Raw genomic sequence first — 14,668 nt, forward strand, 5'->3', positions numbered from 1 at the left:
ATGCGCGGGTATCCGGAAGGGCGTAATGAGGACGATGCAGCGTGCCTGAAGCACGTGCAAAGGGTGGCCGCATGATGAGGCATCTCGGCCGCTTCGCCGCGCTTGCCGGCTTGCTGGTGTCGCTGTGGCTGGTCTGGCAGGACAATCCCGGCGCCGTGCTTGGCGCATTGCGCGCGGCGGGCGCCGGCCTCGTTCTCGCGGCGCTCGCGCACGTGCTGCCGATGATCGCCAATGCCTGCGACTGGCGCTCGCTGATTCGCGGCGCGAACCGGCCCAGTATTGCCAATATGCTGCATCTGGTCTGGGTGCGCGAATCCGTCAATTGCATGTTGCCGGTGGCGCGTATCGGCGGCGAGGTGGTGTCGTTCCGGATGCTCAAGCGTTGGGGCGTACGGCCGTCTACGGCGGTCGGCAGCATCATCGTCGATATGCAGCTCACGGTGATCAGCCAGTTGCTGTTCACGATGGTCGGCATCGGTTTTCTGTTCGCGCATGCGCAGTCCGACACGCTGCGGCTCGCCGGACAACTGGCGTGGGGCGTAGTGGTGCTCACGCCGCTGCTGGTGCTGTTCGCACTCGTGCAGCATGCCAGCCCGTTCGAGCGCATCACGCGCGTGCTCAATCGTATGACAAGCGGCAAGCTCGCCGCGCTCGTCGGACAATCCGCTCAGATCGACCAGGCCATCAAGCTGATCTGGCGCCGGCGCGGCGTGGTGCTGCGCTATCTGTTCTTCTGGCAGCCGCTGCAGTGCTTCCTGACCTCGCTCGAAATCTGGCTCGCGCTGTACTTTCTCGGCGTGCACGTCACGCTGGTCGAGGCGGTGGTGATCGAATCGCTGATCCAGGCGATCAGCAGTGCGGCGTTCTTTGTGCCCGGCGGTCTGGGCGTGCAGGAGGGCGGTTTCATTCTGATCGGCGGCGCGTTCGGCCTCGATCCTTCCATCTGCCTTGCGCTTGCCGGCGCGCGGCGCATTCGCGATCTGCTGATCTTCGTACCCGGACTCATTGCGTGGCAATTTGCCGAGTCGGCCAATCGCGAGCCGAAGCGGGCGGAATCCGCGGGGCGGGCGGTCGTGGGCGAAGCCAGCCAGCGTTAGTACACCACCGTCATTACTCCACGCCCGCATAAGCAGGAAACGACACTTCCACGGCGAGGCCGTGCTCGCCGACCCCTGCGCCGAGATGCAGGCTCGCACCGAAATGCTCCGCGATTCGCGCGACGATCGAGAGGCCAAGTCCGCTACCCGTGGCCTGATTGCCGGTAGCGCGGAAAAACCGGTTCGTGAGGCGTGCGAGATCGCTGGGCGCGACACCAGGGCCGTCGTCGCGCACGGTGAGCTGCACCCGGCCGGCGTCATACCGCACGGCGACTTCGATGCTGCCGCCGGTGCGTCCATACTTGATCGCGTTATCGAGCAGATTGTCGAGCAGGATGCCCATCAAGACGGGCTCCGCATTGATCTCGGCGCGCATGTCGCCGGTGAGCGTTACGCGAATGTCCTTTTGCTGCGCATTGGGCTCGTTGGCGAGCAGTGCGTCTTTCGCCACGGCCGCGGGCCTGAGTGGCGACGTGGCGAGCGTTTCGTGCGCATCCAGGCGCGCAAGCAGCAGCAACTGCTCCGCGAGCCGCGCGCTGCGATCGACGCCTTGCACCACGCGTTCCATCGCCACCCGCTGCAGCGCCGTGTCCGGTTCGGCCAGTGCGACTTGCGCCTGCACCTTGATGGCAGCAAGCGGCGTTTTCAGTTCATGCGCCGCGTCGGCGGTAAACGCGCGCTCGCGTTCGATAGAGTGCCGCAAGCGCGATAGCACCAGATTGATCGCGTCGACGAGCGGGCGCACCTCGGTCGGCGCGCGGCCAATATCGACAGGTTCCAGCCGGTTGATATCGCGCGCGCGAATGGCGCCGGAGAGGACCTTGAGCGGCACTAGGCTCCAGCCGATGCTGAACCACACCAGCAGCGCCAGCACCGGCAGCGCGATCAGCGTAGGGCGGGCGATCCGGCTCGCGACGCCGCTCACCAGATCGCTGCGGGTATTGGCCGGTTCGAACACGCGCACCGTGTGGCCGAGCGCAGTATCGCGCAAGGTGAACGTGTGCCACATCTGACCACCCAGCGTCATGTTTTGCGCGCCGCTTGCGGGCGGCACGGGCAAATCCCAGGCTTGCAGCACGCGCAGTTGCGGGCTGCCCGCCAGCACGTCGCCGTTCGCGCTGCGCACCTGAAATAGCGCGTCGCGCGGCAAGGAATCGTCGTCGTCGCTATTGTTCGCGCCGGGTTCGCCGCCTTTTTCTTCTTCGCGCACGTCGATGCGGGCATTGGCCAGCGTGGTCAGATTGCGCTCGTCGAGCAGCGCGAGGATTTGCGCGAGTTCCGCAAGACGTGCTTCTTCCCATTCGCCAACTTCGCGCGTGGCCTGACGATAGCTCGAGATCAGCGCGATGCCCCAGATCAGCACGATGCTGGTCAGCACCAGCATCATCAGACGGCGGCGTATCGATGCCGACATTACGCTTTCTCCACCACGTAGCCGATATTACGCACGGTTCTGATCAGCTTGGCGCCGAGCTTTTTGCGCAGGTTGGACACATGAACCTCGATCGCATTGCTCTCGATTTCTTCCTGCCATCCATACAAACTCTCTTCGAGGCGCGAGCGCGACTGGGGAATGCCCTGATTGGTCAGCAGCTGCATCAGGATGGCCCATTCGCGCGAGGTGAGGGGCACGCGCGTATTGCCGATTTCGACGGTTTGCGCGGTGGGATTGACCGTCAGATCCTGATAGCGGATCACCTCGACGCTGCGCCCCTGCGCGCGGCGCAGCAGGGCCCGGCAACGGGCGATCAGTTCGGTCAGGTCGAAGGGTTTGCCGAGGTAGTCGTCGGCGCCCGCTTCGAGGCCGCCGACGCGATCCACCACCGTGCCCTTGGCGGTTAGCACGAGCACGGGCACGTCCTTGCCGGCGTCGCGCAGCCGCTTCAGCAATTCCATACCCGACACCCTGGGCAAGCCGAGATCGAGCAGGACGAGCGCATAGGCGGTGGTGTCAAGGGCGAGACCGGCCTTGTGGCCGTCGCGAGCCCAGTCGACCGTGAAACCGGCTTGACGCAGTCCCGCTTCAATACCGCAGCCGATCAGGTCGTCGTCTTCTACGAGGAGTACGCGCATGGGGAGAGATTCCGTTTGATGTCTATTGCATAGCGGCGACGGTTTTTAAGCAAGCGCCGAGTCACACATCCGAAGTGTAGCGATCATGTTCGTTGGACGCTTTATACCTCTTTCTTCCTTAAGGTTTCCTTCAGCTTGAATCGCTACTATCGCCCCTCAGCAGGTTACTGTCGCGTGGCCGACATGGGCGCGCGAAACTACGTCATGTTGTCAGATCATCGCAACTTAATCGTAAGCACATCGATGGAATGTACGGTTGGCGCTTCTGTCGGCGCGTTTTACCGGTGCGTGTGCCGGCGAATCGCGCCACTGCATGATGCCGTGCGTTCCTACAGGTCACGAGACCACGCCATGAAGCCAGTCACCACCGACATGCTGCGAGCCCATCTAATGGCGGCTTCGCTCACGGCCATGGTTACCGAAGTGCTCGCCTTGCTAGCACTGCTGGTTCTGCCGATTTCGCAGCAGGTTTTCAGTTCCACGGGGTTTCAGACTCTTGCTCTGGCGCTGATCGTGAGCGGCGTCATCGTGATGCGCCAATTCGCGCAGGCCGCTTTCAATCTCGCCATTCAGGGCCATTACGCCACGCCTGCCGGCCGCCCCATGTTGATTGAAGCGGACTGCCCGCGGCGCTGGTTCGTCGTTCTTCATCTACGCTTTACCGGCAAACCATTCATGCTCGCCGGGCACTGAAGGCAACAGGCGATGGCGGCGCACGCATTGACAGCATGCCAATGGATCCTGTTATCCGGCTGCGTCTCGGCCTCGCTCTATGCGATGCTGGCCGCGGTGGCGATGCCGTTCTTCGCGGTGCGCCGCGGGGCGCGCGCGAGGGCCGCTAGCGTCCCGGCTGCCGTTCGGGCTTCGGATTCCCTACCTCCTTTCACGAATGTCGGCGTCAGCGTGCTCAAGCCGCTGTGCGGCGCCGAGCCGCGTCTCTACGAAAATCTCAGAACCTTCTGCGACCAGCGCCACGGGCATTTCCAGCTCGTACTAGGGGTCTCGTCGCCGGACGACCCCGCCATCGCCGTGGTGCGCCGTTTGCAGGCCGCCTATCCGATGCACGACATCGAGCTCGCGGTCGATACGCGCGTGCACGGCAGCAATCTCAAGGTCAGCAATCTGATCAATATGGCCGAGCGGGCGCGCCATGACGTGATTGTGATCGCGGATAGCGACATCGCTGTCGAAGCCGACTATCTCGACACCGTGGCGGCGCCGCTCGCCGATCCGCGCGTGGGCGTGGTGACCTGCCTCTACGTGGCGCAAGGTGTGGGCGGTTTCTGGCCGCGGGTCGGCGCGCTCTTCATCAACGAGTGGTTCGCGCCGTCGGTGCGGGTTGCGCATGCGGCCGGCTCGCGCCGCTTCGGTTTCGGCGCGACACTGGCCTTACGCCGCGCGACGCTCGAGCGCATTGGCGGTTTCGACGCGCTGAAGAACTGCCTCGCGGATGACTACTGGCTTGCCGAGCACGTGCGCGCGCTCGGCCTTAGCACGGTGCTTTCGCGCGTGATGGTGGCCACCGATGTTATCGAGCCGACTTTTTCCGCCTTGTGGCAGCGTGAGACGCGTTGGCTGCGCACGATCCGCTCGGTGAACCCGCTTGGCTTTGCATTTCTGTTCATCACGTTTCCGACGCCGTGGCTCCTGGCCGGCGCGTGGCTCACCGGCAGTCTCGCGAGCGGACCATCCGGCGGCGTGCATTTGTGGGCGGCGCTGGTGAGCGGCGCCGGCACGGCGGCCGGTTTTGTCGCGCGCATGCTGCTGCATTTGCGTTCCGCGCGTCACGAACGTACTTTCTGGCACGACTTGCCGCTCGTGCCGTTGCGCGATACCTTGCTGGCATTGCAATGGCTCGCGGGCGCGTTCGGCTCGCATGTGGTGTGGCGCGGCGCACGCGTTCCCGTTGAGGCCTCCGCGTCGACGACGCGCGCGAAGGCAATGGGTGTGATGGATGTCATGGAGACTTCGGATGGTGGTTGAGCCGCGCGGCCTGATCGTTACTGCCGACGATTTCGGCCTGCATTCACGGGTAAATCTGGCGGTCGAGCAGGCGCACCGGCACGGCGTGCTGACGGCCGCGAGCCTGATGATCGGCGCGCCTGCCGCGGCCGATGCGGTGGCGCGTGCCCGCGAACTCCCGGGGCTGCGGGTCGGTCTGCATCTGGTGCTGGCCGACGGCGACGCGGTCACGCCGCGCGCAGGGATTGCTGCATTGCTCGACGAGCATGGCCGCTTTGGCGACAACATGGTGCGGGACGGGGTGCGGTTTTTCTTTTTGCCGCACGTTCGCAAACAGCTGGCGCGAGAGATTCGCGCGCAGTTCGACGCTTTTGCGCGGACGGGGTTGACGCTCGATCACGTCAACACGCACAAGCATTTTCATTTGCATCCGACGGTGCTCGAGTTGATTCTGGAGATTGGCCGCGAGTACGGGATGCGGGCGATGCGTTTGCCGTTCGAGGTTGGTGCGCCGCTGTGGTTGCGGCCGTGGATTTCATGGGTGCGGGCGAGGTTGAACCGGGCCGGAATCGTGCACAACGATTATGTGGTTGGAATTGCCAATAGTGGGCGTATGGATGAGGAGGTGTGGCTTGCTGCGCTTGCCGATTTGCCTCGTGGGGTGGGGGAGATTTATTGTCATCCGGCGTTTGCGGGGGATCGGGTTTTGAGTCATGGGATGAGGGATTATCGGCACGTCGATGAGTTGCAGGCGCTTTTGTCGCCTCGGGTTGCTGAGGCGATTCGGGGGGTGGGGGTTCGGGTTGGTGGGTTTGGAGATGTGCTCAGCAGTTGATTTTTTTGTTGCCTGCGCGGCGCTTGTTTGTCAGTGTTCTTGGGGCTTTGGCGTTTCCTTGTTCTGGCTTTGGTGCCTTTCCTTGTTTTGTTAGTGGTCTATTAGCGTTGCCCCTGTGCGGGGCGGCACCTACTTCTCTTTGCTGCTGCAAAGAGAAGTAGGCAAGAGAAAGCAGCTCAAACCGCTAATGCTAAGTGGGAACCGTGGTTTGCCTGGGGTAGTGGTGCGACTGGAATCCGTGCTCTCGCGCATTCGGCGTTAGTGACAAAGGAGTCATCAGCTCCCACTCCGCACTGCGTGCGTCGCGGACGGGTCTGCATGGGAAACCAAGGGGTTTGTTTGAGTGCAGCGGGGGTCTTCGGCTTCGCCTCGGCGAGGCGTTGACGTTAAAACGTAGCGATCGGTTTTATGAGCGGCTCTTCGGCGCGCGCAGCGCCGCCGGACGTATGACGCCCTTGTCACAAGCACGTGCATGGGCACGAACACAGATTCCAGATGCACCACTACCCTGAGCGAGCTGCGGGACCCGCTTAGCAGGGGCTTCTAGCCGCTTTCTTTTGCCTACTTTTCTTTGCGGCGGCAAAGAAAAGTAGGTGCCCCCCGCACAGGGGGAACGCTAAAAGACCACTAACAATGCAAGGAAAGGCACCAAGGCCAGAGCCACGAACAACAAGCGCCGCGCAGGCAAAACCCCAGCCCATTAAATGGGCCCTTCCTTCATCAACAACTTCAACAAAACCGGCAACAAAACCAACACCAACGGCAACTGCACAATCAACCCAGAAATAATAGCAACCGCCAAAGGCTGCTGCATAGCAGCCCCTTGCCCAAGGGCAAAAGCAAGCGGCAGCAGCGCCAAAATAGCCGCAATAGTGGTCATGGCAATCGGCCGCAACCGATTCCTCCCAGCCGCGATCAGCGCCTCCTCAACCCCAATACCTTCATCCCGCACCAACCCCTGCAACTCCGATACATAAAAAATCGCCACCTCGGTCACGATACCGATAATCATCGTCATCCCCATCATCGCGGAGATGTTCAACTCGATACCGGTAATCCACAACCCGATAAACACAGCGCCCGCCGCGAGCAACGGCATCGCCATCACCGCCAGCGCAATCCGGAAACGCTCGTACAGAAACAGCAGCAATCCAAACACCAGCGCAATCGCAGCACCGAACACGCTCAACAAACCCCTGAAAGCAATCTGCTGTTGCTGGTACAAGCCGCCCAGTTCGTAATACACGCCGGTCGGCAACAAGCTCTTGTCACTCAGGGTCTTCTGCACATCCGCGATCGTCGAGCCCAGATCGCGGCCGTCGATGCGCGCCGTCACCGCCACCATCCGCTTGAGATTGTCTCGGCTGATCTCCGGTTGGCCCGTCACCGGCACCTGATCGGCAACACGGTTCAACGCGAACAGATGGCCGTCCGGTGCGCGAATCTGCAGCAGTCCCAGTTGCGTATCGGTGAGCTTCAGTGCGCCCGCCACGCGCACCCGCACGCCCACCGTCTTCGGTCCGGTCTGGAATTGCGTCGCAACGTTGCCTTCCACCATGTCGGACACGGCCTGCGCAATCGACTGCGGGTCCATGCCCTCGGCGGCCGCGGCCTCCGGGCGGATGTGCAATTCGAGCGCGTCGCCCGCCGGATTGATGCCGTCGTTCACGTCCACCACGCCCTGAATCTTGCCGATCTGCGCGGCGACCTTGCGTGCGGTGGTGTCGAGTGTGTTCTGGTCGTCGGAATAGATTTTTATCTGCACCGGCTGGGGCACCGCGGTCAGGTCGCCGATCAGGTCTTCCATCAGTTGCGCGAGTTCGATGTTCACGCCGGGCACTTGCGTTTCGATTTTGGAGCGGATTTCTTCCATCACCGTTTCGATCGGCTCGCGGCCAGTCGATTTCAACCGCACGAAGAAGTCGCCCTTGTTGGGCTCGTTCAGGTCGCCACCGAGGCCGGCGCCGGTGCGGCGCGAGTAAGTTGCAACGTTCGGATTCGCGCGGATGATGCCCTCGATCTGCTTCATCAAGCGGTCGGTTTCCGTGACGGACGTGCCCGGCTCAGTGTGATAGTCGAGCACGAAGCCGCCTTCGTCCATGCTCGGCATGAAGCCGCTGCCCACGCGTGTGAACGCGAACGCGGCCACGACGATCAGCGGCACCAGGCCGAGCAGCACGAGAACCGGGCGTGCCGTGACGCGCTCGATCACAAAGCCGTAGCGGCGGTTCATCCACGAAGCGAAGCGGGTTTCCTTGTGTTCCTCGGCATCCTTCGGCTTCAGCCAGCGGTCGCACAGTATCGGCACCGCGAGCCACGTGACGAGAAACGAAATGAACAGGGCACTTGCCATCGTCACCGAGAGCGCTTTGAAAAACGCACCCGTCACGCCCGACAAAAACGCGAGCGGCACGAATATGATCAGCGTCGCCGCCGACGAGCCGGCAAGCGGCCGCGTGAATTCAAGCGCCGCCGCCATCACGCGGCCATGGAACTTGTGCGCACCGCCTTCGCGCATGCGTCGCACGATGTGTTCGATCATCACGATGGCGTCGTCGATCACGAGGCCGACCGCAGCCGCCATGCCGCCGAGCGTCATGATGTTGAAGCCCATGCCGAACACGTCGAGCAGCAGGATCGTCGCGGCCATCACGACCGGCACCAGCGCGACCGCGATCGCGGTGATCTTCCAGTTGCGCAGAAAGGCAAACAGCGTGAAGGCGGCCAGCACCACGCCGATCATGATCGCGTCGCGCACGCTGGTCGCCGAAGCGATCACCAGTTCGCTCTGGTCGTACCAGTTCGAGAGATGCACGCCCGCCGGCATCTGATGCTGGAAGTCAGCGAGCTTCGCGCGGATCGCCTTGGCCATCGCCACGCTGTTCGCGCCAGGTTGCTGATAGACGTTGAGCAGCACGGCGTCCTGGCCGTCGGCAGTGACGCGCATCCATTGCGGCACGACGCCCTGGCGAACCGTTGCGATGTCGCCGAGGCGGATCTGGGTCGCACCGTTGGCCGACACCACCACGTTGCGCAGTTCGTCGAGTTGCGTGATCGTGGTGTTGGCAATCACGAGGTACAGCTTGTAATGATCCTCGATGCGCCCCGTGGCCATCAGCACGTTGCTCGCGCCGATCGCTTTCGATACATCCGGGAGCGAGATCTTGTAGGCGGCAAGGCGCGCCGGATCGATCGCGACTTCGAATTCGTCCTGCGCGCCACCCGTCACTTCGACGCGCGCCACGCCCTCTACTGACGACAGCAACGGGCGCATCTGGAACTGCGCGAGATCGCGCAGCGCCGACAGCGATTGCTGGTTCGATGTCAAGCTATACGCGAGCACCGGGAACACGGTCGGGTCCATGCGCCGGACCTGCATCGAGGTCCCTTGCGGCAGCGTCGCGAGGATCTCGCTGATGGCCGACTGCGCCTGTAACGTGGCCTGCGCCATGTCGGTGCCCCAGTCGAAATTGATCGAGATTTCCGCGGCGCCGCGGCTCGTGGTCGATTCGACATCGCGAACGTTCGGCACGCGTCGCAGCGCTTCTTCGACGGGCATCGTGACGAGTGTGGCCATCTGTTCAGCGGGGCGGTCGCCCGCGTCGAGCGAGACGACGGCGCGTGGAAACGCGACGTTCGGGAACAGCGAGATCGGCAGGCGGAACGCGGTGAGTGCGCCCGCGATCGCCAGCAGCGCGATCACGAACAGCAGCGAGCGCCGGTGCTTCTGCATCCATTGACCGAAATTCATCGCGGCGCGCCTCCGCCAGCCCGCACCGCCATGCCGTCCTTCAATTCATAGTTGCCGCTGACGACGAGGCCTTCAGCAGCGTCGATCGGGCCGTCCACGCCGTAGCGGTCGCCGTTCTCGACCTGCGTGACCACGGCCACGCGGCGTGCCTTGTTTTGCGGCGTGATCTGGAACACGTACGCGCCTTTGTCGTCTTTCAGCACGGCGGCACGCGGCACGACCCAATGCGTGCCGCTGCGCGTCGCGATATCGGCGCTGACACGCGTACCTGGAATGAATGCGCTCTGTCCGAGCGGGACGTTCGCGCCGACGTTGACGAGCTGGCTTTGCTGATCGATCGATGCCCCGACCAGCACAACGTGGCCGTCCGCTGCGGCCTTGGCGAGCGAGGTGGACAGGCCGTGCAGCGTGACCGTGTCGCCGGCATGGATAGCAGGGATGTCCGACGGTTCGACGCCAAGCATCACATTCGCGCGGGCATCCTTGCCGTTACCGCCTGCCAGCTGCAGGATCGCCGCGCCGGGCTGCACCTGATCGCCCTGTGCCGCCGTTATCTGCAAAACCACGCCGTCGATCGGCGCCGTGACGATCTTGTTGCCGCTCGCGACGCCCGTCTGGCTTTGCGCCGCGAGCGCCTGCTGCGCGTCCTCGGCGGCCTTGCGGGCCGTGGCGAGTTGCGATTGCGTGGCGAGCCCTTTATCGTACAGCGATTGCGTGCGCGCCAGTTCGCCTTGCGCCAGTGTCACCGCGCTCTTCGCCTGAGTGGCGGCCAGTACTGCGGCAGGGTCGGCCTGCACGACGAAAAGCGGCGTGCCGCGCGTCACGCTCTGTCCGGCTTGCACGCGCATCTGCACGATACGCGCGAGGTAAGGCAGGTTAACCGTGGTCAGATTCGACGCGGACGCGGCCACGATGCCATACGCGCGGACCGGTTGCGCGATGACGGCGCGCTGCACCCGTACGGTTTGCACGGATACGACGGCCTGGTCGGCCGCATCGTCGCCAGCGGACGCGCTAGCCGCATCGGCCGCATGCACGCCGATGCTCATCAGTGCAGCGCAGGCGAGAGAAATCGCATACGCGGCGATGCGCGGCCGCCGCGCTGCTAGTGGGCTATTTCGCATGAGTTTCGGTGAAGGTCTGAGCGGAGGTAAAGGCGTCGGGGATCGCGCTGCCGAGCAACGCCTGCAAGCCGACGCGTTGTTCGGCGAGCGATTCGCGCAGCGTGGCGACGTCGACACGTTTGGTGAGCGCGGCGCTTTCTGCATCGGTGTAGGCACCGAGCACGAGATCGTGCTGCGCGTAGGCAGCGGCCGCGTGCTGCGCGGTGAGATCGACGTCGGGCAGCGCGGCTTCGGTCTGCTGCAACTGCCGCGTGAGAATTACGCTGTCCGCGCGTAGATGGGCCACATCGGCATACGCCTGGTTCAGGCGCGACTGATACTCGTCGCGCAGGCGCTGACGCGTCGCTTTTTCGATCGCGACGTTGCCTTGATTGCGGTTGAAGATCGGCAAACTCAGATTGATCTGGAAGCCGCTGGTGTAGATGTTCGAGGTGTCGCGCGCACGCACGAAACCCACGGAAAGGCTCGGAAACTGGCTGAGAATTGCCGCGCGGTATTTCTGCTCCTGCGCTTCATAGCCTGCCTGCAGCGCGATCAGATCGGGGCGGCGTTGCGCGAGTTTGGCCAGCGCTGCGTCGAGCGTCGCGTCGGACAGTTCGGTCGCGTCTTCGCTGCTGGTGAGTGACAACTGCACCTCCGGCGAAAGGCCGAGTAGCGCGTTCAGATCGTGATGCGTCTGTTCCGCGGCGCGTTCGGCGTCTGTGTATTGCTTGCGTGCGTCGCTGTAGGCGGTGAGTGCGGCTGTCAGCGTGTCGTCGGTGAGATTGCCGTCGCGGTGTGCTTCGGCCATGCGCTCATAGCGCGTGCGCGCGAGGTCGCGCTCCTGTTGCAGCAGCGGCAACGTGTCCTGCTGGAAGCGCGTCTTGATGAACAATTGCCGCGCCTGGGCGACGATCTGCCATTCCTGCCACAGCAGCCCGAGGTCTGTTTTGGCGACCGTCGCGTCGGCGGATTGTTTGTTCGCGCTGCGTAGCACGATCGCCATCACGTCGATGCTCAAACCATAATTGAACGCGCGCGTGGCGCCGGCCGCGCCCGGGTAATCGCTCGATACGCTCAGTTGCGGGTCGGGCAGCAATCCGGCTGAATAGGCCTGCGCTCGGGCAATGCCGAGATCGTCGCGGGCCAGCTTCAGGTCGGGATTGTTCGCCACTGCGAGCATCGCGACTTCGTCGATGTCGAGCCCATCGGACGGATCGAAGCGATGCGTGGCCAGTTCAGGCAGCGGCATGGTGGACGGATCGATCTGGATGCGTTCGAGCGAACGGGCCGAGGTCGACGTATCCTGCGCTGCGAGCGGCTCGCGGTGATACCACGTGCAGCCGCCGAGCAGCATCGCGCAGATCGGCACGAGCACGCGCAACCGCGCCGCTGTAGCGGTGTTGAAAACGGGCAAAATCCGGCTCCTGAACAAAAGGTGAGACGGCCGCGAACGGCTGTCGCCAAACAGGTGCCGATTCTGCTGACGGGGTGCTTAAGGAACGCTTAACGGACATTAAGCCTCGCCTAAGCGTCCCCTAAGCGTTTCCTAAGGGACGCATAAGGAAGCGTTAAGCTAACGGGCCGGACAATGCGGGCAAACTGGAGAGAGGAGAGGCCATGCGTCTGCTACTGGTCGAAGACGACGACATGATTGCTGAGACGGTTCTGGGCGCGATGCGCCGCTCGGGCTACGCAATCGACTGGGCTGAAGACGGCCGCGCGGCGGAACTGTCGCTGGGCAACGGCGTGTATGACCTCGTGCTGCTCGATCTCGGCCTGCCGAAGAAGGACGGCATCGACGTGCTCAATGCGTACCGCAAGAACGGAGGCGCCGCGCCGGTGATCATCCTGACCGCGCGCGACGCGGTCGATGAGCGGATTCGCGGCCTCGATGCGGGCGCCGACGATTACCTGATCAAACCATTCGACCTCGACGAGCTGGCCGCGCGCGTGCGCGCGCTCTTGCGGCGGCGCACTGGCCAGAAGCAGCCCGTCTATGCGCACGGCGATCTCACACTCGATCCCGCGGCGCACGAAGTCACCAAAGGCGGCGAATTGCTGCCGCTCGTGCCGCGCGAGTTCGCCTTGCTGCAGGCATTGATCGAAGAGCCTACGCGCGTGTTCACCAAACCTGAACTGGAAGAGAAGCTCTACGGCTGGGGCGAGGAGGTGGGCAGCAACACCATCGAAGTGCACGTGCACAGCTTGCGGCGCAAGATCGGCGCGGAGCAGGTGGTGACCGTGCGCGGCGTGGGCTACCGTCTGAAGAGGTGCTGATGACGTCGATTCGCCGCTGGCTGCTGGGCTGGCTGATTTTCGGTCTGGCCGCGGCCTCGGGCGCGGCCGGCTTCGGCATTTTTCACACCGCACGCGAAGAAGCGGGCGAACTGTTCGACTACGAACTGCGTACCGTGGCGCTGTCGTTGCCGTCGAATCTGGCCGGCGCTGGCGACGGCGAACATCGCAATCCCGACCTGGGCGACCTGGCTGACGACCGCGTCGTGATCGAAATCTGGGACCGCTCCGGCAATCTCATCTATCACTCGAGGCAGGCGCCGGTATTCTCGCGTTTGCCTGCCGGTTTCAGCACGGTCGAGCGCGGCGAGAATCACTGGCGCACGTTCGGGGTGGAACAGCGCGACCGTTATGTCCAGGTTGCACAGCCGATCTCCGTGCGCGAAGACCTCGCGTTGAAACTGGCGCTGCATACGCTCTGGCCGCTCGGCGTGCTCGTGCCGGTGACGATCGTGCTGGTGTTGCTGGTGGTGGCAAGGGGGTTGGCGCCGATCGGCGGCCTGACGCGCGCACTGACGACCCGTTCGCTCGATTCGCTGGAGCCATTGCATCTGGACGGCAGCGTGCCGGTCGAAATCAAGCCGCTGGTACAAGCGCTCAACGATCTTCTGCAACGTCTGAACGTTGCATCGCAGGCGCAGCGCACGTTTATCGCCGACGCCGCACATGAGCTGCGCTCGCCGCTTGCGGCGCTGAAGCTGCAATTGCAGGCGGCTTCCCGTGACGGCTCGCTAAAGGGCGAGGGGCAAACGCTGGAGCGCGTCGAGGGACGGGTCAACCGGATCATTCACCTGGTGCAGCAGTTGTTGACGCTGGCGCGTGAGGATGCGCATCCGGTGACGTCGATGGTGCCGGTGAGTCTGCGCCGGATCGGCGAGCAGGTCGTCGGCGATTTTTCGCTGCTCGCGGAGACGAGGGAGATCGATCTCGGGCTTGAGTGTGAAGACGCGCGCGCGAACTACGATGTCTACACGGTGCTGGCTGAACCGCACGGGATGAGTGTCCTGTTGGGGAACCTGATCAACAATGCGATCCGGCATACGCCGCGGGGTGGGCGTGTCGACGTGATTCTGAAACGGTCGGGCGAGCGCGTGGGGTTCAATGTCGTGGACAGCGGGTCCGGGATCCCGGAGGCTGAGATCGAGCGGGTTTTCGACCGCTTCTATCGCGGGGAGGAAGCCCAGGGAGACGGCAGCGGACTTGGGCTGGCGATTGTGGCCCGGATCGCCGCACGGCATCAACTGCAGCTTTCCCTGCGCAACAATGCCGGCCGGCCCGGCTTGTGCGTGTCGGTTTTTGGCCTGACGGCGGTTGAGGTGACGGTGCCTGTGGCGGTCAAAAGCTAATTTTTTCCTCTGTTTTTACCTTGGCGGCAAAAAACAAGATCTTCAACTCCATCCTTCGAAAAGCGCAATGAAATACGGGCTTTATTCGCGCTCAATGAAATGCGAACGCGGCAAGCGGGGCGGAAAGTATCGAGTTTAATCGTGCCATAGCAGAAGGTTCGCCACTGCTGGCGCGCGGCGTCTCACCGCCTCTCACGAGCATG

At 63.5% G+C, this 14,668-nt stretch carries 11 protein-coding genes; 6 read left to right on the plus strand and 5 right to left on the minus strand.

Annotated elements, in window-relative coordinates; genetic code table 11:
- Nucleotides 1-71: 71 nt before the first annotated feature.
- Nucleotides 72-1,097 carry a flippase-like domain-containing protein gene (locus tag KHO30_RS14420; RefSeq protein WP_211701821.1) on the plus strand — a complete coding sequence of 342 codons (1,026 nt, stop codon included), beginning with the start codon at nt 72-74 and terminating at the stop codon, nt 1,095-1,097.
- Nucleotides 1,098-1,110: 13 nt separating this feature from the next.
- Here the strand turns inward: KHO30_RS14420 and KHO30_RS14425 are convergent, their stop codons facing one another.
- Nucleotides 1,111-2,511 carry an ATP-binding protein gene (locus tag KHO30_RS14425; protein WP_093642919.1) on the minus strand — a complete coding sequence of 467 codons (1,401 nt, stop codon included), beginning with the start codon at nt 2,509-2,511 and terminating at the stop codon, nt 1,111-1,113.
- Nucleotides 2,511-3,170, minus strand: a complete 660-nt coding sequence (locus tag KHO30_RS14430) for a response regulator (RefSeq protein ID WP_093642916.1) — start codon at nt 3,168-3,170, stop codon at nt 2,511-2,513. The genes KHO30_RS14425 and KHO30_RS14430 overlap by 1 nt, the downstream gene beginning before the upstream one ends.
- Nucleotides 3,171-3,521: 351 nt before the next feature.
- Between KHO30_RS14430 and KHO30_RS14435 the strand changes: the two genes are divergently transcribed.
- The 3 genes from KHO30_RS14435 to hpnK are packed head-to-tail and all read left to right on the plus strand — an operon-like array spanning nt 3,522 to nt 5,967.
- Entirely contained in the window at nt 3,522-3,863 is a 342-nt protein-coding gene (locus tag KHO30_RS14435) for a hypothetical protein (protein ID WP_200619385.1), read from the plus strand.
- Between the two features lie 12 nt (nt 3,864-3,875).
- Nucleotides 3,876-5,153: a bacteriohopanetetrol glucosamine biosynthesis glycosyltransferase HpnI gene (gene hpnI, locus KHO30_RS14440; protein ID WP_211701350.1), complete on the plus strand. Its 1,278-nt coding sequence runs from the start codon at nt 3,876-3,878 to the stop codon at nt 5,151-5,153.
- On the plus strand, nt 5,143-5,967 hold the full coding sequence (gene hpnK, locus KHO30_RS14445; protein ID WP_093642907.1) for a hopanoid biosynthesis-associated protein HpnK: 825 nt from the start codon (nt 5,143-5,145) through the stop codon (nt 5,965-5,967). The genes hpnI and hpnK overlap by 11 nt, the downstream gene beginning before the upstream one ends.
- Before the next feature lie 700 nt (nt 5,968-6,667).
- On the opposite strand, the gene KHO30_RS14450 is transcribed toward hpnK, so the two are convergent.
- The 3 genes from KHO30_RS14450 to KHO30_RS14460 are packed head-to-tail and all read right to left on the minus strand — an operon-like array spanning nt 6,668 to nt 12,238.
- A complete protein-coding gene (locus KHO30_RS14450) occupies nt 6,668-9,718 on the minus strand; it encodes an efflux RND transporter permease subunit (protein WP_211701351.1) in 3,051 nt (1,016 codons plus the stop codon).
- Complete coding sequence (locus KHO30_RS14455) at nt 9,715-10,842, minus strand: efflux RND transporter periplasmic adaptor subunit (RefSeq protein ID WP_211701352.1); 1,128 nt, start codon at nt 10,840-10,842, stop codon at nt 9,715-9,717. Before KHO30_RS14455 ends, KHO30_RS14450 begins: the two co-directional genes overlap by 4 nt.
- Nucleotides 10,832-12,238: a TolC family protein gene (locus tag KHO30_RS14460; protein WP_211701353.1), complete on the minus strand. Its 1,407-nt coding sequence runs from the start codon at nt 12,236-12,238 to the stop codon at nt 10,832-10,834. The genes KHO30_RS14455 and KHO30_RS14460 overlap by 11 nt, the downstream gene beginning before the upstream one ends.
- 203 nt (nt 12,239-12,441) lie before the next feature.
- Between KHO30_RS14460 and KHO30_RS14465 the strand changes: the two genes are divergently transcribed.
- Nucleotides 12,442-13,101 (plus strand): response regulator, encoded by a 660-nt coding sequence (locus tag KHO30_RS14465; protein WP_093642898.1) that lies wholly within the window; start codon nt 12,442-12,444, stop codon nt 13,099-13,101.
- Nucleotides 13,101-14,465, plus strand: a complete 1,365-nt coding sequence (locus tag KHO30_RS14470; protein WP_211701354.1) for a sensor histidine kinase — start codon at nt 13,101-13,103, stop codon at nt 14,463-14,465. Before KHO30_RS14465 ends, KHO30_RS14470 begins: the two co-directional genes overlap by 1 nt.
- Nucleotides 14,466-14,668: the final 203 nt, after the last annotated feature.

The organism is Paraburkholderia aspalathi, from assembly GCF_905220735.1.
GTDB lineage: Bacteria > Pseudomonadota > Gammaproteobacteria > Burkholderiales > Burkholderiaceae > Paraburkholderia > Paraburkholderia aspalathi.